Annotated in this window: 16 protein-coding genes, 1 tRNA gene, 1 other RNA gene and 1 pseudogene; 4 read left to right on the top strand and 15 right to left on the bottom strand. The window is 51.4% G+C overall.

Annotated elements, in window-relative coordinates:
- Positions 1 to 131: 131 nt before the first annotated feature.
- The 5 genes from NYE48_RS00980 to NYE48_RS00960 all read right to left on the bottom strand — a co-directional run bounded on the left by NYE48_RS00980 (position 132) and on the right by NYE48_RS00960 (position 5,998).
- Positions 132 to 737 carry a response regulator transcription factor gene (locus NYE48_RS00980; protein ID WP_340996300.1) on the bottom strand — a complete coding sequence of 202 codons (606 nt, stop codon included), beginning with the start codon at positions 735 to 737 and terminating at the stop codon, positions 132 to 134.
- Positions 738 to 1,910, bottom strand: a complete 1,173-nt coding sequence (locus NYE48_RS00975) for a sensor histidine kinase (protein ID WP_340996298.1) — start codon at positions 1,908 to 1,910, stop codon at positions 738 to 740.
- Complete coding sequence (locus NYE48_RS00970) at positions 1,911 to 2,654, bottom strand: ABC transporter permease (RefSeq protein ID WP_340996296.1); 744 nt, start codon at positions 2,652 to 2,654, stop codon at positions 1,911 to 1,913.
- A gap of 26 nt (positions 2,655 to 2,680) precedes the next feature.
- Positions 2,681 to 3,586 carry an ABC transporter ATP-binding protein gene (locus NYE48_RS00965; RefSeq protein ID WP_340996294.1) on the bottom strand — a complete coding sequence of 302 codons (906 nt, stop codon included), beginning with the start codon at positions 3,584 to 3,586 and terminating at the stop codon, positions 2,681 to 2,683.
- Between the two features lie 852 nt (positions 3,587 to 4,438).
- Positions 4,439 to 5,998, bottom strand: a complete 1,560-nt coding sequence (locus tag NYE48_RS00960; RefSeq protein WP_340996292.1) for an IS5 family transposase — start codon at positions 5,996 to 5,998, stop codon at positions 4,439 to 4,441.
- A 163-nt stretch (positions 5,999 to 6,161) separates the two neighbouring features.
- Here NYE48_RS00960 and NYE48_RS00955 point away from each other — a divergent pair, with 163 nt between their 5' ends.
- Positions 6,162 to 7,103: an Abi family protein gene (locus NYE48_RS00955; RefSeq protein ID WP_340996289.1), complete on the top strand. Its 942-nt coding sequence runs from the start codon at positions 6,162 to 6,164 to the stop codon at positions 7,101 to 7,103.
- A 275-nt stretch (positions 7,104 to 7,378) separates the two neighbouring features.
- Positions 7,379 to 9,013 carry an IS5-like element ISPaen2 family transposase gene (locus tag NYE48_RS00950; RefSeq protein WP_009225464.1) on the top strand — a complete coding sequence of 545 codons (1,635 nt, stop codon included), beginning with the start codon at positions 7,379 to 7,381 and terminating at the stop codon, positions 9,011 to 9,013.
- Positions 9,014 to 9,381: 368 nt separating this feature from the next.
- Here the strand turns inward: NYE48_RS00950 and ssrA are convergent.
- The 10 genes and pseudogenes from ssrA to NYE48_RS00900 all read right to left on the bottom strand — a co-directional run bounded on the left by ssrA (position 9,382) and on the right by NYE48_RS00900 (position 21,617).
- Positions 9,382 to 9,785: a transfer-messenger RNA gene (gene ssrA / locus NYE48_RS00945) on the bottom strand.
- Positions 9,786 to 10,023: 238 nt separating this feature from the next.
- Positions 10,024 to 10,506 (bottom strand): SsrA-binding protein SmpB, encoded by a 483-nt coding sequence (gene smpB / locus NYE48_RS00940; protein WP_036711047.1) that lies wholly within the window; start codon positions 10,504 to 10,506, stop codon positions 10,024 to 10,026.
- A 267-nt stretch (positions 10,507 to 10,773) separates the two neighbouring features.
- Positions 10,774 to 13,397 (bottom strand): annotated as a pseudogene (gene rnr / locus NYE48_RS00935) (ribonuclease R).
- Between the two features lie 267 nt (positions 13,398 to 13,664).
- Entirely contained in the window at positions 13,665 to 13,898 is a 234-nt protein-coding gene (gene secG / locus NYE48_RS00930) for a preprotein translocase subunit SecG (RefSeq protein ID WP_036711044.1), read from the bottom strand.
- Positions 13,899 to 14,283: 385 nt separating this feature from the next.
- Positions 14,284 to 15,570, bottom strand: a complete 1,287-nt coding sequence (gene eno / locus NYE48_RS00925) for a phosphopyruvate hydratase (RefSeq protein ID WP_212950618.1) — start codon at positions 15,568 to 15,570, stop codon at positions 14,284 to 14,286.
- Positions 15,571 to 15,634: 64 nt separating this feature from the next.
- Complete coding sequence (gpmI, locus tag NYE48_RS00920; protein WP_340996284.1) at positions 15,635 to 17,179, bottom strand: 2,3-bisphosphoglycerate-independent phosphoglycerate mutase; 1,545 nt, start codon at positions 17,177 to 17,179, stop codon at positions 15,635 to 15,637.
- A gap of 1 nt (position 17,180) precedes the next feature.
- Positions 17,181 to 17,933 (bottom strand): triose-phosphate isomerase, encoded by a 753-nt coding sequence (tpiA, locus tag NYE48_RS00915; protein WP_340996282.1) that lies wholly within the window; start codon positions 17,931 to 17,933, stop codon positions 17,181 to 17,183.
- Between the two features lie 48 nt (positions 17,934 to 17,981).
- On the bottom strand, positions 17,982 to 19,163 hold the full coding sequence (locus NYE48_RS00910; protein ID WP_036711038.1) for a phosphoglycerate kinase: 1,182 nt from the start codon (positions 19,161 to 19,163) through the stop codon (positions 17,982 to 17,984).
- Between the two features lie 276 nt (positions 19,164 to 19,439).
- On the bottom strand, positions 19,440 to 20,450 hold the full coding sequence (gene gap, locus NYE48_RS00905) for a type I glyceraldehyde-3-phosphate dehydrogenase (protein WP_340996280.1): 1,011 nt from the start codon (positions 20,448 to 20,450) through the stop codon (positions 19,440 to 19,442).
- Positions 20,451 to 20,576: 126 nt separating this feature from the next.
- A complete protein-coding gene (locus NYE48_RS00900) occupies positions 20,577 to 21,617 on the bottom strand; it encodes a sugar-binding transcriptional regulator (protein ID WP_340996278.1) in 1,041 nt (346 codons plus the stop codon).
- 300 nt (positions 21,618 to 21,917) lie between these two features.
- Between NYE48_RS00900 and NYE48_RS00895 the strand changes: the two genes are divergently transcribed.
- Both NYE48_RS00895 and clpP read left to right on the top strand, forming a co-directional pair.
- Positions 21,918 to 21,992, top strand: a tRNA-Arg gene (locus NYE48_RS00895).
- A 314-nt stretch (positions 21,993 to 22,306) separates the two neighbouring features.
- On the top strand, positions 22,307 to 22,903 hold the full coding sequence (gene clpP / locus NYE48_RS00890; RefSeq protein WP_281422510.1) for an ATP-dependent Clp endopeptidase proteolytic subunit ClpP: 597 nt from the start codon (positions 22,307 to 22,309) through the stop codon (positions 22,901 to 22,903).
- Positions 22,904 to 22,973: the final 70 nt, after the last annotated feature.

Here is a 22,973-nt window from a genome sequence, read left to right as displayed (position 1 = left end):
GGTCAGTAACGCAACGATAAACCCTGCGAATACGATCACATCGGAAAAAGAGAAGTTCATATGGACTCAGTAAAATCCTATTAAAATTGACCCGCTTTTTCAGAATTTCTCAGAGTTCTCCCTAATTCTCCCTAATCCAACCATCCCTTACTGCGTGCGATGTCTATTGCCTCGATCCGTGTATTTGCCCCGAGCTTCCCCATCGCCTCTGACATATAGTTCCGCACCGTTCCATAGGATAGAAACAGCTGTGCTCCAATATCTTGAAGAACTAAGCCTTGAGCAGCCAACTTCATGACTTCCCGCTCCCTGGGTGATAATGGACATGGATCATCCCATACCGCGAGCGACAATTCTGCATTGATGACACGTTTCCCGTCATAGACCCGACGAATCGCATCAGCCAGTTCATCGCTGCCCGTATCTTTAAGAAGATATCCATAAACTCCTGCCTGCATCGCCCGCTGGAAATATCCGGGACGCGCGAATGTCGTCAAGATGATGACACGACACGCGGATTTGTTTTTTTGAACCCATTCCGCAATATCTAACCCCGTTTTCAGCGGCATCTCAATATCCAGAACAGCTACATCGGGTTCATACTGCTGAATCATGGACATCACTTCTTCCCCATTTTCGGCTTGACCGACGACTTCGATATCATCTTCTAGCGAGAGTAACGTCGCCAGCGCTCCCCTTAATAACTTTTGATCTTCTGCCAAAACAATACGAATCATCTAAGCGCTACCTACCTTTTCATTTCGTATTACCCTAGGTATATGTAAGGTGACCTCCGTCCCCTTGCCTGAAGATGAGGACAGCGACATACGCCCGTCGATCATAACCAACCGCTGCCGCAATCCGGCGAGGCCATTACTGCTCGTATTAAGTTGCTCCGGATCTGCCCCAATACCGTCATCACGTACAGATACACGAACTTCCCCTTCCTGAATGTCTAGATGAACGATGCATTTTGTTGCCCGGCTATGCCGAACCACATTCGTAATCGTCTCGCGGAAACACATCGCCAAAATCGTCTCCTGCAAGGGTGTCAACGGAAGCGGATTGTTCGCTAAAGCATCTTCCGTTCCTACATTCGAAGGTCTGGGATCTGAAATCGATTGATATTGAAATATTAGCGGTATGCCCGCAGCGGAACATAACGATACCGCATGCTTATATTCATCAGCGAGATATGTAACTTTCATCTCCGTAACCAATTCTCGCATTTGTTTTAAGGCCGCGCGTGCCGTTTCCCGTATTTCACGAGCCTCTTCGATCGCTCTCTCGGGATTACGATGGACCAATTTCTCAACGACCTCCCCTTTTAGTGCGATTAATGACAGCGTATGTCCCAATGTATCATGGAGTTCACGTGCGATCCGCTGGCGCTCCTCCTGCTGTGCCATTCGTTCTGCCGTTTCTGCCCGCAGCCGCGCAGACTTCTGTTGAAACCTGGTCGAAGTTCGAATAATATACGGCAGAATACAGATGCCAAACATAGGCACCAGCCCTATCCATACTAGGCTGCCCATCCGGTCCAAGTAAGGAACGGCGATAAATCCCATAGCTACCGTAAAAACGACCGTTATAGAGAGTAATATCGGCAGCTTTTGTTTGCTCAGCGGAGCAGCGATCATAAAACCCATAAACGTATACATAGGGTGAAATACAGCTGCTAAAATTAAAAATATACCCACCTGAACGATCAATATTGGCATGGCCCACTTTGCATAAAAGTAAGATTGTCGAAACGATAGAACGAATAGGCCTAACAGAACAAAGCCAAACCACTGTAGACTTGATGGCTCATAAAGCAAAAAGTACATGGGTATCATTACATTTGTTAACAAAATATAAGGAGCGACTCCTTCCGATTTTGGAAAGAGGCGCCACTTTTCTCTATTCAATTAGACCGCATCCCGTCGATTATAGATATAGATTGATACTAGCATAAAGAAGAGACCGCATCCTGTCAAAATTATGAAATCGATACTTGCTGGATTTTTTCCGGCGATCATATTCCAAGCCCCATTGGCATAACGGTGAGATGGAAGCCATTCCCCGACCGAGCCCATCCAACTTGGCAAAGTGCTCAGCGGCATCCAAAGCCCCCCCACAATGGCAAGCCCCATCTGTAACACATTTCCGATGGCAACCGAGGTATTCGCGTTTTTAAGCGTTCCTAACAAGGCACCAAGCGCCAGAAAAGATATGCTTCCAATCCATAACCATAATCCGCATGCAATCCATTGCCCGGCTGTCAATTGTATATCATGAACGAGGCCGGCAGATAAAAAGATAACAACAATGACGATCAAGTGAACAGCCATTTGCGATACAATTTTGCTGGCGATCCAGACTGCGGGAGATAGCGGAGTCAGCTTCACCAGACGCACCCACCCGTCTTGATGCTCGAACGATAGACGGATACCGAATTGGGATACGGCCGTACCAATCAAACTGAATGCCGTCATCGACATCAATGAAAAGACGCCCCAAGTTGTCGATTGAATCGATTGATCTACCCCATTCATACTCGCAAATAAGAAGTAGAAAGCAAGCGGCATCGCAATGGAGAAGAGTAAGAAAAATGGACTGCGGACAATTCGAATACTTTCTGCTTTGGTCTGGGCAACGAACATATGTAACATAGCTGTTTTCCTCCTAAAAATGTTTTTTATCGTATCACCGTTGGTTTATGTGTACCGGTAAGACTTAGGAACGTATCTTCTAAGCTGGCGGATTGTATGTCAATATCTGAAACTCCCCATTCAGACTGCATCAGGGTAAATAACAATGCATCGGTCTCTCGGGCATACAGACGAATTTGCTCGCCGTTGCATTCTGCCTTTTCTACACCAGGTAATGTGAGCCATTCCTGCTGGGCTGGCGGGTTCGCCGCCCGAAACGAAACGGTTCTAAGCGCGGTTTGAGCCTTTAAACATTCTGGAGTCCCTTCCGCAATAACCTGTCCTCTGGCAATGACCGCGATGTGATCGGCGACAGCATCAGCTTCCTCTAAATGATGCGTAGTCAAAAGCACCGTACGTCCGTCACTTGCCAGCGCTTGGATGGTGTCCCAAAAGCGGCCCCGAGCCTCGATATCCATTCCGACCGTTGGTTCATCCAGCAGGAGAAGTTCCGGATTTCCCGCCAAACTCTGGGCGAAAGCTAATCTGCGGCGTTGTCCTCCGGACAGCGTAGATGCGCGCCGTTTCTGATCCGCGTGGAGACCCGAAATGTCTAACAATCGCTCGAGCGACATCGGATTACGATAATAACTGCGGAACAATTGAAGCACTTCTTTGACCGTAAGTCCATCTGCCGCTTTAACATCCTGCAAAAGCGCTCCAACGCGTTGGCGTAATTCTTTTGTTCCAGACGGCATCCCCAAGACCCTGACCTCTCCTGATGTTGGCTTGACCATTCCGAGGATCATGGATATGGTTGTTGTCTTGCCTGCCCCATTCGGTCCGAGCAATGCTGATATCTTGCCTTTCTCAAATGATAGATTCATATGATCAACGGCGCAGTAATCGCCGAATTTTTTCACTAGATTTATACATTCAATCGCCTTTGTCATTTTGTTCTAACCTCCGCTAATTTCTTCTTTCGTTCCTTGATGTCCTCATTATATTGAAAAAGCGCGGGAACCAATTAGTGTGGGTTGTCACAAGCCGGTTATGACAAATGTCAGAAAAAAGAGCCGAAAACAAAAAAAGAAGGACCTCTAGGCCCTTCTTCAGCATACGTACATTTGACACTCTTTGAGTGAGGTGCCTTGCTTTGCAAACTTATAGCTAAGGATTCTACATTTTTAAATCGAACACAGCAAAAACCACAACCTCATGCGGTTATGCGGACTGGCGTAGGTAAGACAAGACACGTCATGGAGAAATACGGCTATTCGAACGTTTACCGTATAACAGACTATCTGCATCCATTTGACAATTATAAAGGGGAGGATGTTATTCTATTCGATGGATTTCACGGACAACCAAGGCTATCGGAATGTTGAATTATTTAGATGGCTATCCAATGGAATTACCTTGTCGATACAGCAACAAGCAAGCTTGTTACACTAAGGTCTATATTATTTCAACTATTGGATTTTATGAACAATACCCCACCGTGAAGGTCGACCAATCAAATACTTGGTATGCTTTAAAACGTAGGATTCATGTTTTCTTAAATTTCAGTAGTGAACCCGACCCTATGAATTATTTTAGAGAGAGCTTTAGTCGATATCAAAGTTAGATGTACAGTCTTAATCCACATTCGGATTGTAACTAAATATCCTCCCATGATGTTCGAAAAAGCTTGTTTAATTGTGCCTCTCTAAAGCGAAAGAAGGATTAGGGAGGCTTATTCTCTTATTTCGTTTAAGTAGTCGCTACAGAATTAAATAGGGCTTGCTGAACAAGATTCGTTCCATCTACACCCAACGCAAGTCTCTAAACCCAAGCAGTCTGAAAAAATGCAAAAAGAGAACACGCAGTCGCCGCTCCAGATTCATGACCAGAAACTGAAGGGCGATGACGGTCAAACTGGTTTCGGCGCCACGCGCCCGAATGCGACCTAGGCCCAATTTGCGCTTGCCTTCTCCAAATTTTCCTTCGATCGCATTACGCTGTACAGCGTCCTGGCGCTCTTGCCGACGATCGGCGACTTCACTTTGCTCTTTCGAGGGTCTGCCGAGCTTCGGGCCACTAAGGCGAATCCCTAGCGTTTTGCAATAGTTCAGGTTGTCTCGATTGCGGTAGATTTTATCGGCTAGAATGACGGCGGGATAATACCCGAATCGCTGTTTGTACGCTTCCACCGATGCTTGCAGCGTGGTTGCCTCGTTGAAGCTGTCCCATTGTGCCGTTTCGATCCAAGCGTAACCGTCCACCAGACTGGCGGCGATTTTGGCGCCGAACTCCACGTTCGCTCCAGCTTTGCCTCGAACCATCGGACGTACATGCGGCTGTTCGATACTCACGATGCGATCGGCGACGACATGCGTATTCTTCTCTAGCATTTCGCGCTGCTGACGGTAGAGCTCCGAGATGATCAGAAGCTGGCGATAGTGTCTTTTGCTCAGTTCCGTGAGAGGCGTATACTTTACGAGGGCTTCAATAATCCGCAGATTCCGTCCCACGTAGCCAAGTTGCTTTTTGATCGCTTTGCGGATCACCTTGCCCGATGCCTTGCGTTGCTTGGAAACACTCAGGTACGATTTTCTGGCTTTCTCGCGGTACGTGCGCGGCTTCTCCATCGCTCCGACATGGGGACGGTGCAGCACGTCGATGATGTCTTCCAGGATTTCACGGGCGTGATTCAGCAGCCCCAAGTCAGTCGGATACTTGATGTCCGCAGGCGCGCATGTCGCATCCAGCATGAGGGTGCCCTTGTTCATGACTTCCGCTGTCGGTGCGGCTGTAGATGGCAGGGCGTGTAGCTTTTTCGCCATGTTGCGGGGGTTCTTCGCCACAACAGGGGGCTCCTCGGGAATAGAGAAAGCGTCCCCTACCTCCATGGTGAGCTGCGAGCCGCCCGCGTCGTTGTCGTCGTCATCGCGATCCCGCTTGGACGATTTCGGTTTCGCCTCGACCTCTCGCTCTGCTTGCAGCGCGGCTTGGGCGATCCAGTCGTTGACTTCAGCTAGGATTTCCAAGCCGAGCCGTTCCCGAAAATGCGTGAGCAGGGAGTGATGAAACGGCACTTTATCGACATACGCGGTGTAGCCCAAGAAGAACTGCAAATATGGATTTTCCTGGATTTGTAAGGTGGTCTCGCGGTCACTTAAACCAAGGCGCTCTTTGATGATGAGCGAGCCGAGGGCGATACGTGCCGAGTACGCCTTTTGGCCGATGGCTGGGGACTTGAACGAGCTCACATATTTCTCTTCTACTTTGTCCCAAGGGATGATCGCCGCAAGCTGCACCCACCGATTGGTTGGATTTAATTTTCCGCCAAAGGGCAAATAGAAGTTTTCCAACAAGTCTGCCATATCTCGATTCAGCACGAACACTTTCGCTCACTCCATCTGCAAGGTTTTTTACCGATTTTCCGTGTTTTCTTTGCAGATGAATTCGACAATAGTGCCTCTAAACCCTTGTGAGATAAGGATTTTTTGATTATTCAGCAAGCCCTAATATAGGGGTGTCTTCTGGATGGCAAAAGAATTCAAATCACATAATCAACAACTTAAAGTTTTACGTCGCAAGGGGTTACAAGTTCCTTCTGGAAAACCAAAGAGGATATTAGAAAAAGAAGGCTTTTATCAAGTAATAAATGGGTATAAAGATTTATTTTTAAGCACCAAAAAAACTCCAACAACAACGGAGACATTTACCAATGGATCACAATTCTCGGAAATTGAAGCGCTTTATAATTTTGACTTTGATTTGAAGATGGTTATATTAAAGAGAATATTAAAAATTGAAAATCAGTTGAAAAATCGTATTTCATATCACTTTTCGAAAAGGTATGGTCATGATAACTACCTTAAAACTAGTAATTTTGATTCCAGTACTCAAAATAGATTAGCGGATGTAATGAAGTTAATAAAGGACTTGCAGTCTGATATTGCAAAAGACATCGGTAAAAAACCCGCGATTACTCATTACATGACGACTCATGGCTATGTCCCATTATGGGTGTTAATGCCCTTCTTAACATTTGGAAGGGTAGGGCATTTTTATAAGCACATGAAACAACCGGATAAACAAGCTATTTCTCGTATATATGGCGTATCTGATGCAGACCTTGAGATTATGATACATATATTGACCTTAATTCGGAATTGTTGCGCTCATGACGATAGACTCTACAGTTTCAGGTCTAAACAGCAGCTCCGCAATAATACTTATCATTCGAACCCAGTATTAGCAATACCCTTTACTGGGGGGGCTCCTTGTAACGGACGAAATGACCTTTTTGCTGTATTAATCATTTTTAAGTTCTTTTTTGAAAAAAGGGAAATTATTAAACTCGTTACTGAGATAAAAAAACTTACTCAGGACTTAAGCAATTCTCTTAATACAATCACGTTAAATCATGTCTTAGGATTAATGGGATTCCCAGCAAATTGGGAACAAATTAAGAATATCTGATTAATATGTTTCGATTATCATTACAATAGAACTATTGTGCCCACTCATTTATGAGTGGGCTAATTCATTTATCTTCTGGTATATTTGCGATACAAATAACTCTAAGTCAGATCTTCTAACTTTCAACATCTCTTCTAGTAAGTAGGGCTTGCTGAACACTTAAAAAAACAACAAAAACCGCATAACAACAAGGATTCTAAGGCCCATTTGTCGAAATCATATGCAAAGGAAATGTTTGAAAACCACCTAAAACCTTTGCAGATGGAGTGACGAAGATGTTTAAGCCGACCGCGCACCTCGATAATCAATTGATCCTGCCCGGCGATTTCTTTCTGCCCTTTGGCGGAAAGCTGGACGAGGACAATCGCTGGGTCCAGTTGGCGCGGTTGGTGCCGTGGGCGGAGGCTGAGAAAACATACGGTCAATTTTTCAAAGACACCTTTCGCGGCCAGCAAACGATCAGTCTTCGGATGGGGCTCGGTGCGCTCATCATTCAGGAGCGAATGCAACTGACCGACAGAGAAACGTTGGAGTCGATCAGCGAAAATCCTTACATGCAATACTTCATTGGTCTGCCTGGATTCGTCATGAAGCCACCGTTCCATCACTCCATGATGACGCATTTCCGCAAGCGTCTGACGGACGTGCTGGCAGAGTTGAATGAGATCGTCGCCACCGAAGGTGCGAAGGAAACGAAAGATGATGATGACAGCAACGACGCGACCGGCGGCGGTAAAGGCCAAGGGAAGCGCTCGAAGAAGCGCGCCTCTGATGAAGAAGTCGAGCAGCAAACCATGTTTGCACAATCGCAAGTCGCATCGTCAGAAGCAGCGTCTCCCGTGGAGTCGATGGCTACAGAGTCAGAGGTTCCTGAAACGAATAAACTTGTTTGCGAAGCGCATCCGAAATCGACCGCAGAATGGGAAGCCCCTGAGCAGCCGAATCAAGGGACCGTGCTGGTGGATGCCACCTGTGCGCCGGCGGATGTGGCGTATCCGACCGATCTGAATCTGTTGAATGAAGCGCGGGAGAAGCTCGAAGCGATCATCGATACGCTGCATGAGCCGGTCATCGGACAAATGGCGAAACCGCGCACGTACCGGGAAAAAGCGCGCAAACAGTTTCTGGCCGTTTCCAAGCAACGCAGACCGGGGCCGAAAGTGATTCGCAAAGCGATCAGGAGGCAACTCGGTTACGTTGGACGGAACCTCTCCATCATCGCCGAGCAAGCCAAGTCGCAACCGCTCACGCTACTTGGCCGCAAAGCCTATCGCGACCTGCTGGTGATTCACGAACTGTACCGTCAGCAGCTTCACATGTACAACGAGCGTTCCCACCAGATGGAAGACCGGGTCGTCAGCATTCATCAGCCGCATGTCAGGCCGATCGTGCGCGGGAAAGCCAAGGCGCGCGTCGAGTTCGGAGCCAAGATCGCGGTAAGCATGACGAAGGGCTACGCGTTCCTTGATCGGCTATCTTGGGATAACTTCAACGAGAGCACGACGCTCATGGACGTGATCGAGAAGTATCGCAGCCGCATGGGATTCTATCCGGCTGTCGTCCAAGCGGATCAGATCTACCGCACACGCGAAAACCGGAGATTCTGCAAACAGCATGGGATTCGGCTCAGCGGACCGGCACTGGGACGCAAGCCGAAAAACGGCCCGACAAGCGAAGATAGGCAAGTGGCCAAACAGGATACCGGAGAACGAAACGCAATCGAAGGCAAGTTCGGAGAAGGCAAGCGCAAGTACGGGCTTGGCTGTATTCGAGCACGCCTCGCAAAGACAAGTGAATCCGTGATTACGCTGCAACTTCTGGTGATGAACCTGGAGCGCAGGCTCCGCGTTCTTTTTTGCCTCATTTTTACGCTGCTATCTCGCAGTCGCCTAGCCATGAGTTTCGGTTAAAGAATCGTTCAGCAAGCCCTATATTATAAAAAAAACCCAATTTTTAGACTAAGGGATGACTAGAAATATGTCAATAAAATAATAAAGGCCCAAGATCCACGAAGGATTCAAGGGCACGATCCATACTTTAATTATAAGTGATTTTACTTTAAAAATCAAGGCTCTGGGCCTCGAAGGTTCCCAGAGCACGGTCCGTAATATCCTTTTCAGGTGATATTACGGAAATAATATATGCAAAACTTTAAAATATAATACATCTATATAAACAAAAAAGCAATGAAGAGGTTTTCACTTCATTGCTTCTTTGTATTCCAAAGTGTTAATGCAAACCCTCTAGCATAGTAAAAGGTGTTCGTTTTTGAGTCTTTTAATGGAGGCGAGGGGAGTCGAACCCCTGTCCGAAGACAACGCCACATAAGCTTCTACGGGTGTAGTGACAGTTTTGATGTCACCCGAAAGCATTGCGAAGCAATGCTAGCATCGTAAGCGATACTCGGACTCCCCGTCACCGGATTCCCTTCGGGTCAGCCTGTTTGTCTTCTTCAGCTAGCCGCAGGCGGAGACTAGACAGCGTATCCCACTAAGAGTGAGCCCTCATCCCGGCACATGGGCGATGCAGAGCGAGAGCACGTCTGCAGGTTATTAAGCTGCGAGAGCGTAGTTGTTTTGCTGTTTGCCAGTTATTATTGGCGTTAGCGTTGATGAAGCGGACGCGTCCCCACTACCCGCTACTCATGCTCGAACTGTCCCCGTCGAATCCAAGAACGCCCCCTTGTTATAAAGGGCTTCTCCGGATTAGATGAGCTGCTCTGCAGCACAAGAAGCAATCTAATTCCGCATCCTTTCCCTCCATAAAGAAAGGACGATCAGAAGCAATTCGTTGATTCTGCAAAAGATCGCGGCCTGCGCGTCTCTTACATCATTTATTATATCACACCATCCGGCCAAAATGATACAGATGATGCAAGGAAACGCAGGTGAAACTTGCTAAGATTTCGCGTAACCGGTTGTTAACGCGCAATTTTCTGCTTTTCGCGCAACGCACGCTGGATATCGCGCTGTGCATCGCGTTTGGCGGCGGATTCGCGTTTGTCGTATTGCTTCTTACCGCGGCCGAGGCCTAACAGCAGCTTGGCGTAGCCATTGCGAATGTAAATTTTGAGCGGAACGATCGTGTAGCCTTCCTGTTTCGTCTGACCCAGCAGCTTATGGATCTGTTCCTTATGCAGCAGCAGCTTGCGCGCCCGCGTCGGGTCGGTCGGATTGTACCGGTTGCCCTGCTCGAACGGGCTGACGTGCATATTGTGAATATGAATTTCCCCATTGCGGATCGTCGCAAACGCATCGCCGATGTTCGCTTTCCCGTTCCGGATCGATTTGATCTCGGTCCCGGTCAGCACGATGCCGGCTTCGTACGTATCCTCGATGAAATAATCATGGGAAGCTTTCTTGTTCTGGGCCAGTACCTTCCCGTCACTCTTCTTACCACCCATGTCTTTCACTCCTCACCCATTACAAAATAGCGGACTTCCGGCTCGGGCATCACATTCGTCGCGACACACGTACCAGAAGTCCATTGTATCAACTGGTTTCGCCAAAATCAAGGCAAAGACCGAGCTTGTCCAGATGCGAACGAAACCGCCGCCGATAAATCCCCAGTGCCCTAAACCAGCACTACCGAAAGCGATCTTACACAAATTCCTGAAAAAGCTCAGAACCGGTTGAAGCTCATTCTAACGGTCCTCACCAGCGTACCGAATTCACTTTTTCTTCTTCCGCACAAAAGCCGCCGTGCCGTTTTTGTCGGCACCCTTTTTCTTTTTGCCTTTGCGGAACTGCCAAAAAGCTTCGCCGCTGCCCTGCTCGGAGCCTTCGCCGCGTTTGCGCTTGCTTTCGCCCGATCCGGCGCCTTCGCCGATAAAGATGCCGCTGCCAGACGTCTTCTTCCGGCGTCCGCTGCCGGCTTGCTCACCATGCGGCGAGCTGTAGCCGCCCTTGCCGGAGCCGAAGCTGAACGTCTTCGGCCGGTTGGCCTCGACGATCTCGCCCGCCGCCGGGCCGCTTCCGCCGGCGGTGCCTGCGCCGCGCTTGCGCTTCCGGCCCCCGCAGCCTCCCCGGCTGCGGACGCCCCGCGCTCGCGCTTGCCCGGCCGGCCGGCTTTGCCGCCGCTGCCGGCCTTATTGCCGCGCCCGCCGCGCTCACCGCCGCGGCCGCCAAACCCGCCGCCCGGTCTCCGTTCGCGGCGCGGCTTCATGTCCACCATCTCAAAATCGATGGTGTGATCGTCCATGTTCACCCGTGCCACGCGGATTTTCACTTCATCGCCGATGCGGAACACTTTGGAGGTCCGCTCGCCGATGAGCGACATCGAAGCCTCGTCGAAGTGGTAATAATCGTCCGTCAGCCCGGCCAGACGGATGAGCCCTTCCACCGTATTCGGCAGCTCGACGAACATGCCGAAGCCGGTGACGCTGCTGATGATGCCGTCGAACTCTTCGCCGACCTTATCCAGCATGTATTCCGCTTTCTTCAGCTGATCCGTATCGCGTTCCGCTTCGACCGCGACGCGCTCCCGCTCGGAAGAATGCTGGGCGATTTCCGGCATCCGCGACGCCAAATATTCCTGCCGTTTTTCCGGCAGAATGTTGTTGTTTTCGATGACCTCGCGGATGACCCGGTGGATGACAAGGTCCGGATAACGGCGGATCGGCGACGTAAAGTGGGTGTAGAACTCCGCCGCGAGGCCGAAATGGCCCGACATGTCGGCGTCGTATTTCGCCTGCTTCATCGACCGCAGCATCATCGTGCTGATGACGGTTTGCTCTTTCGTATCCTTGATTTCCTCCAGGAGCGTCTGCAGCGCCCGCGGATGAACGGAGTTGCCTCTGCCTTTGACGTGGTACCCGAGATTCTCGGCAAATGCAAGGAAGTTTTGCATTTTCTCCGGATCCGGATTATCGTGCACCCGGTAAATGAACGGCACCTTCAGCCAGTGGAAATGCTCCGCCACGGTTTCGTTGGCCGCAAGCATAAACTCCTCGATGATCTGCTCCGCGATCGAACGTTCCCTTTTGACGATATCGACCGGCTTGCCGTTTTCGTCCACGATCACCTTCGATTCCACGAAATCGAAATCGACCGCGCCGCGGTTCATCCGCCGCGAACGAAGCTTGAGCGCCAGCTCCTTCATCAGGCGGAAATCGTCTACAAGATCCTTGTAGCGCTCCATCAGCTCCGGATCTTCCTCTTCGAGGATTTTGCGCACATTGTTGTAGGTCATCCGCTCTTTCGTTTTGATCACGCTTGTGAACACGTCATGTTTGACGACCTTCATATGCTCGTCGAATTCCATTTCGCAGGACAACGTCAGGCGGTCCACCTTCGGATTCAAGCTGCATATGCCGTTCGACAGGCGGTGCGGCAGCATCGGAATGACGCGGTCCACGAGATAGACGCTGCAGCCCCGATTGTAGGCTTCCTTGTCCAGCTCGGACTTCTCCCGCACATAATAACCGACATCCGCGATGTGAACGCCCAAGCGGTAATGCCCGTTGTCCAGGCGCTCCACGTTGACGGCATCGTCGAGGTCTTTGGCGTCTTCGCCGTCGATGGTGACGATATTTTTGCCGCGCAGATCCCGCCGCCCCTGCTTGACGATTTCCTCTTCGGTGATCGAATCCGGGGCGCTCTCCGCCTCAGCCATCACTTCATCCGGAAAACTTTCCGGCAACTGATGCTTGCGGATGATCGACAAAATATCCACGCCCGGATCGTCCTTATGGCCGAGCACCTCGATGACTTCGCCTTCGGCCGCGGCGCGGCCCTCGGGATAACTAACGATGCGAACGACGACCTTGTCGCCGTCCACCGCGCCTTTCGTCGATTCCTTCGGGATGAAAATATCCCGCACGATCCGTTTATCGTCCGGCAGCACGAATCCATAGGCTTCATGGCCCTGGAATACGCCGACGACCTGATTCACCGCGCGGGTGACGATTTTGACGACCTCGCCTTCGAGTTTGCCTCCGGCCGGACCGCGGGTTGTCACGCGCACAAGCACCGTATCGCCGTTCATGCCGCCCAAGAGATCATGGGCCCCGATATAGACGTCGGGATGTTCCTTGTCCTCCGGGATCAGGAAAGCAAAACCTTTTGCATGTACCTGAAGCCGCCCGCGCAGCAAGTCCAACCGCTCCGGCAGGCCGTAGCGCTCCGTACGCGTCATCATGATTCGGCCTTCCTGCTCCAGCTTGTTCAAAACCTTCAGGAATTCCCTGAATTCGGAGCTGTCCGTGATCCTGAAATGTTTTTCGAGCTCTTGGTAGGTCATCGGTTTGTAGTCAGGGCTCTGCATCAAATCCAATATTGTTTGTTCCGTTATCATCAATTATCTCCTCGGTTCGCATGCGGGCAGGGCGTCCCTCCCGCAAGCCTCTATGTTATCGTTACCAGTCGGCATTTTCCGTATTTATATACACATACCCTAGTATACACGGAATTAATCGTTTGCATCCCTGCGTGGCCGCGAAAGGCATCCATTGGATCAGCCTTCTGGAGCTTCCGCATCGGAAGATGTTTCCAAGGCCCGGGGATATTAAAAAACCCCCGCTCTTCTTCATGAAAGAGCGAAGGGTTTCCAAGTCAAGCTATATCATTTCGAAAAGACCGCCACAAGAATGGCCAAAATCATGAAGCACGCCGCCACGACGACCGTCACGCGCTGCAGGATCAAGTCCATGCCGCGGGCTTTCGTTTTTCCGAAAAGATGTTCTGCGCCACCGGAGATGGCACCGGCCAGTCCTGCGCTTTTCCCTTTTTGCAAAAGAACGATTGCGATCAAAGCGATCGAGAAAATGACGAGCAGTACTTTCAACAAAATTTCCATTCGATCCACCTCCCAGTGAGCTAAACATCATTCTATATCAGTGCTCAACATTGCTTCTCAAACATTACCTGTCGTTCATAAAACAGCATTTTTATTGTACCATAGCCCAATTCCTAAAACAAGGACTTCCCCTGACCCTTCAACGAAAAAATCGCAAGAAGCGAAGCGGAATGAGCCACTGGAAAAGCCCCTGGACAGCATAAGCTGCTTCACAGACAAAAACTTTGCATCCCCTTCGTACTTTTTTATATCGGTCTCATTAAAACGGTAGTTTAGCGTCCCCCGAAATGATCGCCATGCGTACTTGCATGGCACCGAAACACTACAAAAAACCGCCCCGGCATCATGCCGGGACGGTTTTCATACAGCTTAGAAAGGCTGCTTCTTATCTATTCAGGTTGTAGAAGGACTTCAAGCCGTTGTATTGAGCCATTTCGGCCAGTTCGTCCTCGATGCGGAGCAATTGGTTGTACTTCGCGATGCGGTCGGTACGGGAAGGAGCACCCGTTTTGATTTGGCCGGCATTCGTTGCCACTGCGATGTCCGCGATCGTGCTGTCTTCGGATTCGCCGGAACGGTGGGAAACAACCGCAGTATAACCTGCGCGTTTCGCCATTTCGATCGCGTCGAAGGTTTCGGTCAGCGTACCGATTTGGTTCACTTTGATCAGGATCGAGTTGCCGATGCCGTCTTTGATGCCTTTTTCAAGACGTTCGGTGTTCGTTACGAACAAATCGTCGCCAACGAGCTGGATTTTGTCGCCCAGTTTGTCGGTAAGGAGTTTCCAGCCTTCCCAGTCGTCTTCGGAGCAGCCGTCTTCGATCGTGATGATCGGGTATTTGTCGACCCAAGAAGCGAGCAGGTCAACGAACTCTGCGGAAGTGAAGGATTTGCCTTCGCCTTCCAGGTGGTACTTGCCGTCTTTGTAGAACTCGGTAGAAGCAACGTCCATGCCCAGGAATACGTCCACGCCTGGTTTGTATCCGGCTTTTTCGATGGCTTCCATGATGGAGGACAAAGCGTCTTCGTTGGAAGTGAAGTTCGGTGCAAAACCGCCTTCGTCGCCTACGGCCGTGTTCAGGCCTTTGCCCTTCAATACGGATTTCAGGCTGTGGAAGATTTCAGCGCCTGTGCGGAGTGCTTCCTTGAAGGAAGGAGCGCCTACAGGCAGGATCATGAACTCTTGCACGTCGACGTTGTTGTCGGCATGAGCGCCGCCGTTGACGATGTTCATCATCGGTACAGGCAGTTGTTTTGCGTTGAATCCGCCAAGGTATACGTACAGCGGCAGGTCAAGCGCGTCGGCTGCCGCGCGGGCAACGGCCATGGAAACGGCCAGGATCGCGTTGGCGCCCAGCTTGCCTTTGTTCGGCGTGCCGTCCAGTTTGATCATCAGCTTGTCGATGCCGAGCTGGTCCAAAGCGTCCATGCCGATCACTTCGGGAGCGATGATTTCGTTCACGTTTTTCACGGCGTTCAGAACGCCTTTGCCGAGGTAACGGTCTTTGTCCCCGTCGCGAAGCTCAACGGCTTCGTGGGCGCCTGTGGAGGCACCGGATGGAACGATGGCGCGGCCCATGGCGCCGGATTCGAGGTAAACTTCAACTTCTACAGTCGGGTTGCCGCGGGAGTCGAGGACTTCGCGAGCGTACACGTCAGAAATAATAGTCATAGTACTTAGTCTCCTTTGTTTGTGTATTTAGTCCAGTTTCATACCATCTCTATCATTATACCGTTTATTTGCGGCTTGCAATCATCGATTCTCCGGTCATTTCCGCTGGTTTCGGAAGCTGCATCAGATCGAGGATCGTCGGAGCCACGTCGGCCAGGATGCCGCCGTCGCGCAGCGTCACGTTTTCGTCCGTCAAAATGAACGGTACCGGGTTCGTCGTATGCGCCGTAAAAGGTCTTCCCTGTTCGTCAAACACCATGTCGGCGTTTCCGTGGTCGGCGATGATGATCGCTACCCCGCCTTTGGCGATGACCGCGTCAACGACTTTGCCCATGCATTCGTCCGTTGCTTCGACCGCTTTGATCGTCGGCTCCAGCATGCCGGAGTGTCCGACCATGTCCGGGTTGGCGAAGTTCAGGATGATCGCGTCATGTTTTTCGGCTTCGATTTCCTTGACGCAAGCGTCCGCGACTTCGTATGCGCTCATCTCAGGTTTCAGGTCGTACGTGGCCACCTTCGGCGAGTTGATGAGAATCCGGGTTTCCCCTGGAAGCTCGACGTCGCGTCCGCCGCTGAAAAAGAACGTGACATGCGGATATTTTTCCGTTTCGGCGATGCGGAGCTGCTTTTTGTTATGCTGCACCAGCACCTCGCCCAGCGTGTTGTCCAGGTTTTTCGGCTCGTAGGCCACATATCCGCCAACCGTTTCGCTAAAGAGCGTCAGGCAGACGAAATGGAGGTTTTCGGGGAACTTCGGCCCGCGGTCGAATCCGCGGAAGTCCTTGTTCGTGAATACCTGCGACAATTGGATGGCGCGGTCCGGACGGAAGTTCAGAAACACGACGGAATCGCCGCTTTCCACGAGCGATACCGGCTGGCCGTTTTCGTCCACGATGACCGTTGGCTCCACGAACTCGTCGAATACCGATTTGTTGTAGGAATCCGTGACGGCTTCCAGCGGATCGGTATATTTCGGTCCGTCGCCGTACACGATCGCACGGTAGGACTTCTCTACGCGTTCCCAGCGTTTGTCGCGGTCCATCGCATAATAGCGGCCTTGCACGGTCGCGATTTTGCCGATGCCCACTTCCTGGATTTTCGCTTGCATTTCCTGAATGAACTTCTTGCCGGAGTCCGGAGCCACGTCGCGGCCGTCCAGGAACGCATGGATATACACATCATGCATATCCTCTTTTTTGGCAAGATCAAGCATGGCGAACATATGCTCAATGTGGCTATGTACGCCCCCATCCGACAGCAAGCCGTACAAATGCAGCTTTTTGCCGTTATTTTTCGCCGCGCGAACGGCTTCGACCAGCGTAGAGTTCTCGAAAAACTCGCCTTCGCGGATCGATTTCGAAATGCGGGTCAAATCCTGGTATACGATGCGCCCCGCGCCGATGTTCAAATGGCCCACTTCGGAGTTGCCCATTTGACCTTCCGGCAAACCTACGGCTTCGCCGCAGGCGGTCAGCGTCGTATGCGGGTATTTGGCCATCAAGCGGTCATAATTCGGCTTTTTCGCTTGGGCAACGGCGTTGCCCTCCACGGTGTCGCGCAGACCGAATCCGTCCATGATAATCAATGCTACGGGTCTAGGTGCGGTCATCTTACTTCGCCCCCTGAACGAGCTGGATGTAGGAAGCCGGCTGCAGGCTGGCGCCGCCGACAAGAGCGCCGTCGATGTCGCTTTGGCCCATGTACTCGGCTACGTTTTCAGGCTTCACGCTGCCGCCGTACTGGATGCGAACCTTGTTCGCCACGTCTTCCCCGTACAGTCCTTTCACCAGGTCGCGGATGTAGGAGATGACTTCGTTGGCGTCCTGTGCTGTCGAGGATTTTCCCGTTCCGATCGCCCAGATCGGCTCGTAAGCAATAACGGCTTGAGCCGCTTGGTCAGCGGACAGGCCTTGGAACGCCGCTTCGGTTTGCACTTTGCAAACGTCCTTCGTTTGGCCGGCTTCGCGCTCTTCGAGCTTTTCGCCCACGCACACGATCGGCGTCAAGCCGTGGCGGAATGCCGCGTGCATTTTTTTGTTGACGGTCTCGTCGGTTTCGGCAAAATAAGCGCGGCGCTCGGAGTGGCCGATGATGACATAGTCCACGCCAAGCTCCTTCAGCATTTCGCCGCTGATTTCGCCGGTGAATGCGCCGTTGTCCTCAAAATGCAGGTTTTGGGCGCCGATTTTGATGGACGTGCCTTTGACGGCCTCAACCAATGCCGGAAGGTTGGTGAACGGTGCGCAGATGACGCTTTCCACGCCTTCCACTTCCGCTTTGCCCTTCACTTCTTCGATGAATGCTTTGGCTTCCGGAACGGTTTTGAACATTTTCCAGTTGCCCGCAATGATTGGTGTTCTCACTTGCTTCAACTCCTTCTTCGGAAATCCTTACGGCTGTACCCGCCCGGATTATTTATCGTTCAGAGCAACGACGCCAGGGAGCGCCTTGCCTTCCATGAATTCCAGCGAAGCGCCGCCGCCTGTGGAGATATGGTCCATTTTGTCGGCCAGATGGAATTTTTCCGCCGCTGCCGCGGAGTCGCCGCCGCCGATGATCGTGTAACCTTCGGTTTGGGCGCAGGCTTCAGCCACTTCTCGCGTACCGCCCGAAAATGGATCGATTTCGAACACGCCCATCGGTCCGTTCCATACGACAAGCTTGGAATTTTTGATGATTTCGGCGTATTTGGCGCGCGTTTTCGGTCCGATATCCACGCCTTCCCATTTTTCAGGGATGTTGCCCACTTCCACGATATCCACGTTCGCGCTTGCGCTAAAGTCGTCCGCGATGACGATATCGACAGGAAGCAGGAAGTTTTTGCCGAGATCCTTCGCTTTTTGGATAAATCCGAGCGCTACATCCAGTTTCTCATTATCGCACAAAGACATGCCGATTTCATATCCTTGCGCCTTCATGAACGTATAGGACAAACCTCCGCCGATCAGCACGTTGTCCGCGATGTTCAGCAGGTTGTTGATCACGTCGATTTTGTCTTTGACTTTCGAACCGCCGATGATGGCCGTGAACGGACGCTCCGGATTCGACAAAGCTTTGCCGAGCACGCTCAGTTCTTTTTCCATGAGCAGGCCGGATACAGCCGGCAGGTAATGCGCGATGCCTTCCGTGGAAGCATGGGCGCGGTGAGCGGCGCCGAATGCGTCGTTGACGAACAGGTCGGCCAGTTCGGCGAACTGTTTGGCCAGCTCCGGATCGTTTTTCTCTTCCCCAGGGTAGAAACGCACGTTTTCGAGCAAAAGCACGTCTCCGTCGCTCAGTTTCGCGATTTCGGCTTTAACCGCTTCGCCTACGGCCTCATCCACTTTCACGACCGGTTTGCCGAGCAGTTCGGACAGGCGTTCCGCTGCAGGCGTCAGGCGCAGGGAATCGACGAATTCGCCTTTTGGACGGCCCATATGGCTTGCCAAAATCACTTTCGCGCCGCGCTCGGTCAAATATTTGATCGTTGGCAGCGTTTCGCGGATCCGCGTATCGTCCGTAATTTTTCCGTCTTCCAAAGGCACATTGAAGTCCACGCGCACGAATACGCGTTTGCCGCTTACTTCCACATCACGCACAGATTTTTTGTTCATGGTTCGTTCCTCCGTACCCATTTTTTGTTTTTATTCAGGAATTACAGGGGACAAGCTCGTTCGTTTCGGGATTTTTTCAATCCTCTTGTTTTATCTATCCAAACTCTCCATCTGTCTCTATCCAAATCGGATGTATGCTTGTATCCTCTTCAATTCAATTCGGAAATCCGCGGCCATCCGAAAGGCGGCTTCCGATCGGATGTCCGCATTCAATTTACAAAGAGCGGAAACAAAGGTTCTGTTTCCGCTCCGTATATTCCGCTTGACCGGCTATTCTTACTTGGCCAGTTTCGCGAAGTATGCCAATGTGCGAACCAATTGAGCCGTGTAGGACATTTCGTTGTCGTACCAAGCAACGGTTTTTACCAGCTGTTGGTCGCCTACAGTCAGCACTTTGGTTTGAGTTGCGTCGAAGAGCGAACCGAACGTGATGCCTTTGATGTCGGAGGATACGATTTCGTCTTCGGTGTAGCCGTAAGTTTCTGGGTCGGACGCTTCTTTCATGGCCGCGTTGACTTCTTCAGCCGTTACTTTCTTGTTCAGAACCGTAACGAGTTCAGTCAGGGAACCTGTTGGTACAGGCACGCGTTGAGCGGCGCCGTCCAGTTTGCCTTGCAGCTCAGGAAGCACCAGGCCGATTGCTTTTGCAGCGCCAGTGGAGTTTGGAATGATGTTCTCGGCAGCGGCGCGAGCACGGCGGAAGTCGCCTTTTGGATGCGGAGCGTCCAGCGTGTTTTGGTCGCCTGTGTAAGCGTGGATCGTCGTCATCAGGCCGGATACGATGCCGAACTTGTCGTTGAGCGTTTTAGCCATTGGAGCCAGGCAGTTCGTTGTGCAGGAAGCGCCGGAGATGACCGTTTCGGTTCCGTCCAGTGTTTCATGGTTTACGTTGTAAACGATCGTTTTCATATCGCCTGTTGCAGGAGCGGAGATTACGACTTTTTTCGCTCCGCCTTTCAGGTGAAGCTCGGCTTTTTCTTTCGTCGTGAAGAAGCCTGTGCACTCCAGAACGATGTCGACGCCAAGCTCGCCCCAAGGAAGTTCTTCAGGGTTGCGGTTTGCAAGAACTTTGACTTCTTTGCCGTTTACTTTGAAGTAACCGTCATGAACTTCGATGTCCCCGTCGAATTTGCCTTGCGTTGTATCATATTTAAGCAAATGAGCCAACATTTTAGCATCAGTCAAGTCGTTGATTGCCACAACTTCGATGCCTTCCACATTTTGAATGCGGCGGAATGCGAGTCGTCCGATACGTCCAAAACCGTTAATGCCTACTTTTACACTCATTGAATAGTCCTCCCAAAGTTTCTTATTTTGTGAATGTTTGTCATGCCGGCAAGCCGGAAGGCAACATTCATGATTTATTCAAAACAGGCAATTGCGCCTGTGTTGATAACGGGGTTAATGCCCTTCCTAGCCTTGTTCGTCGATCTGCCTGCAGATTTCGACCGCCGCCGCCTCATCCGTCACGAGAATGTCCTCGTGGCCGAACCTTAGCACGGAATGGATGGCCGTCGCTTTGTCTTTCCCGCCGGCAATGCCGATCACGATCTCCGTCCGGATGATGTCCTCCAGCCGGAGGCCCAGCGTAATCATGCGATGAACCACTTCGCCTTGCTCGTTAAAATAGTAGCCGAAAGACTCCGCTACCGCGCCTTCCCGCTGAATCTCCTCCGCTGCGGCCGGATCCAGCCTTCTTCTCCGGGTCATCTCCATCGCGTCGCCGATGCCGTGCATGATGATGCGGCACCTGCGGATTACGTCCACGATTTCCTGAATATTGCGGTCCTGCACAAGCGATTGGTAAGCGTCGTCGCTCAGCAGATCGGGGACATGCAGCAGCCGGTATTGGGCGCCTACGCGTTTGGCCATGGTCGAAGCGATCGTATTGGCCTGAAACTCCACGCTTTCGCCAAGTCCGCCCCTCGCCGGAACGAACCAGCTGTTCTTCATCGAGACGGAAGCATGCGGATTGAGTTCCTCCGCCACCGCGGCCAGCGTGGAACCTCCCGTGACGGCAATCGTGTCTTCCTGATTCATGACGCCGAGCAGCGCCTTCGCCCCTTCGCGGCCGAGATCGCGCTTCGTCAGCGGCGATGCTTCGCAATCCCCCGGCACGACGACGACCTTCCTCAGGCCGTATGTACGGCGGATTTTCTCGCTCAGCTCGTTCAGTCCGAACAGTTCCTTGGCCATCGGGCCCATCTCTTCCAGCAGCCTTCGCCCAGCTTCGCTGATCCTCATGCCGGAGCTATCGATTTCGATAAGCCCCTGGGCTTTCAATAGATCCGTCTCGGCGCGCAGCACCCGCTCCGTCATATGCAGCGAGGCCGCCAGCGTACGCCGGCCGATCAGCTCCGAGAGCATGATCTGATGGAGAATGTTGTACCTTGTCTTGAGCACGTCCATGAGATCAGGCAGAAGCTGCTTTTGTATCTCTAATATTTTCCGCATTTGCTCTCCACTCCTGCAACTTCAACTTCCATCTCTCCTGCTCCCTGGCCCTAAAACGTCCCACAGTAACGATTTAAGTCCCACTTATATTCTACTCAATTTCACCCCTTGTTGCAAGTAGTCCACCGTCTATCCTTCACATTATTCTTTCCTCTTATACAGGCGTTTGCGGGCTATTTTCCACGGTTTCAAAACATCTGCTTGCAATTCCGCAAAATTTATCATATAATAACTCTTGCTGTACGGAATATATGAGGCTGCGGCCTTCCGGAAATCCGATTGAAGCAGCGTTTGAAATATGCGCCCGTGGTCCAATGGATATGACGCAGGCCTCCGGAGCCTGAGATCGAGGTTCAATTCCTCGCGGGCGCGCCATTTTATTTTTAATGAAAAGCATCTACCATAAGATTAACCTCAACAGCCAAAGCCAATCATGGCTATTTTTTTTGCCCTGAGTTTGACTTTCTTTGACTTTTTGTTCGAAATTGTTTATCATGTGGTTAATACGGTAAGAGTAAGTATAGAATCATCGATAGTTGATCCAAGGACGCTGCAAACATTCAAGGATCGCGTTCGACCGGGAGCGGCATGGACCCGATGGTCCGGCCCGTTGCCTTCCCCGTTGGCCCGCGGTCCGGGACCGAATGTTGCAACATCCGCATATCCATCTATATAGGGAGGTTTTCCACGTGAGTTATATACCTATGGTCGTTGAACAAAGCAACCGCGGCGAACGCGCCTACGACATCTATTCCCGCCTTTTGAAAGACCGCATCATTTTCCTGGGATCCGATGTCAACGACGTGGTAGCCAATTCGATCATTGCCCAGCTGCTTTTCCTGGCTGCCGAAGACCCTGACAAAGACATCCACCTCTACATCAACAGCCCAGGCGGTTCCATCACGGCCGGCATGGCGATTTTCGATACGATGCAATACATCAAGCCGGATGTGTCCACCATCTGCGTGGGCCTGGCCGCTTCCATGGGCGCATTCCTGCTGAATGCAGGCGCCAAAGGCAAACGCTACGCGCTGCCGAACAGCGAGATCATGATTCACCAGCCTTTGGGCGGTGCCCAAGGACAAGCAACGGATATCGAAATCCGCGCCCGCCGCATTTTGAAAATGCGCGACACGCTGAACCGCATCCTGGCCGAACGTACAGGCCAACCGCTGGAGCGCATCGAGCGCGACACCGACCGCGACTACTTCATGAGCGCGCAGGATGCAGCTGAATACGGCATTATCGATAAAGTGCTTGAGCATCCTCCGGTCCAAAGCGTCTAAACACCATATCTAGATGCAGGACGTCAAGGGCTCCCGAAAAGATCTTTTTTTGATCTTTCGGGAGCCCTTT

Origin of the sequence: Paenibacillus sp. FSL M7-1455 (assembly GCF_038004655.1) — a bacterium.
GTDB lineage: Bacteria > Bacillota > Bacilli > Paenibacillales > Paenibacillaceae > Paenibacillus_AQ > Paenibacillus_AQ cookii.
The sequence above is the reverse complement of the archived record's forward strand: the minus strand, read 5'-3'. Positions and strand labels throughout refer to the sequence as shown.

Coding starts and splice junctions, on each gene's coding strand:
- gpmI (WP_340996284.1), bottom strand. CDS start 17,179: ATGACCGCACCTAGACCCGTAGCATTGATTATCATGGACGGATTCGGT.
- smpB (WP_036711047.1), bottom strand. CDS start 10,506: ATGGGTGGTAAGAAGAGTGACGGGAAGGTACTGGCCCAGAACAAGAAA.
- NYE48_RS00965 (WP_340996294.1), bottom strand. CDS start 3,586: ATGACAAAGGCGATTGAATGTATAAATCTAGTGAAAAAATTCGGCGAT.
- NYE48_RS00950 (WP_009225464.1), top strand. CDS start 7,379: ATGTTTAAGCCGACCGCGCACCTCGATAATCAATTGATCCTGCCCGGC.
- secG (WP_036711044.1), bottom strand. CDS start 13,898: ATGGAAATTTTGTTGAAAGTACTGCTCGTCATTTTCTCGATCGCTTTG.
- gap (WP_340996280.1), bottom strand. CDS start 20,450: ATGAGTGTAAAAGTAGGCATTAACGGTTTTGGACGTATCGGACGACTC.
- NYE48_RS00980 (WP_340996300.1), bottom strand. CDS start 737: ATGATTCGTATTGTTTTGGCAGAAGATCAAAAGTTATTAAGGGGAGCG.
- NYE48_RS00910 (WP_036711038.1), bottom strand. CDS start 19,163: ATGAACAAAAAATCTGTGCGTGATGTGGAAGTAAGCGGCAAACGCGTA.
- eno (WP_212950618.1), bottom strand. CDS start 15,570: ATGACTATTATTTCTGACGTGTACGCTCGCGAAGTCCTCGACTCCCGC.
- NYE48_RS00900 (WP_340996278.1), bottom strand. CDS start 21,617: ATGCGGAAAATATTAGAGATACAAAAGCAGCTTCTGCCTGATCTCATG.
- NYE48_RS00970 (WP_340996296.1), bottom strand. CDS start 2,654: ATGTTACATATGTTCGTTGCCCAGACCAAAGCAGAAAGTATTCGAATT.
- NYE48_RS00955 (WP_340996289.1), top strand. CDS start 6,162: ATGGCAAAAGAATTCAAATCACATAATCAACAACTTAAAGTTTTACGT.
- NYE48_RS00960 (WP_340996292.1), bottom strand. CDS start 5,998: ATGGCAGACTTGTTGGAAAACTTCTATTTGCCCTTTGGCGGAAAATTA.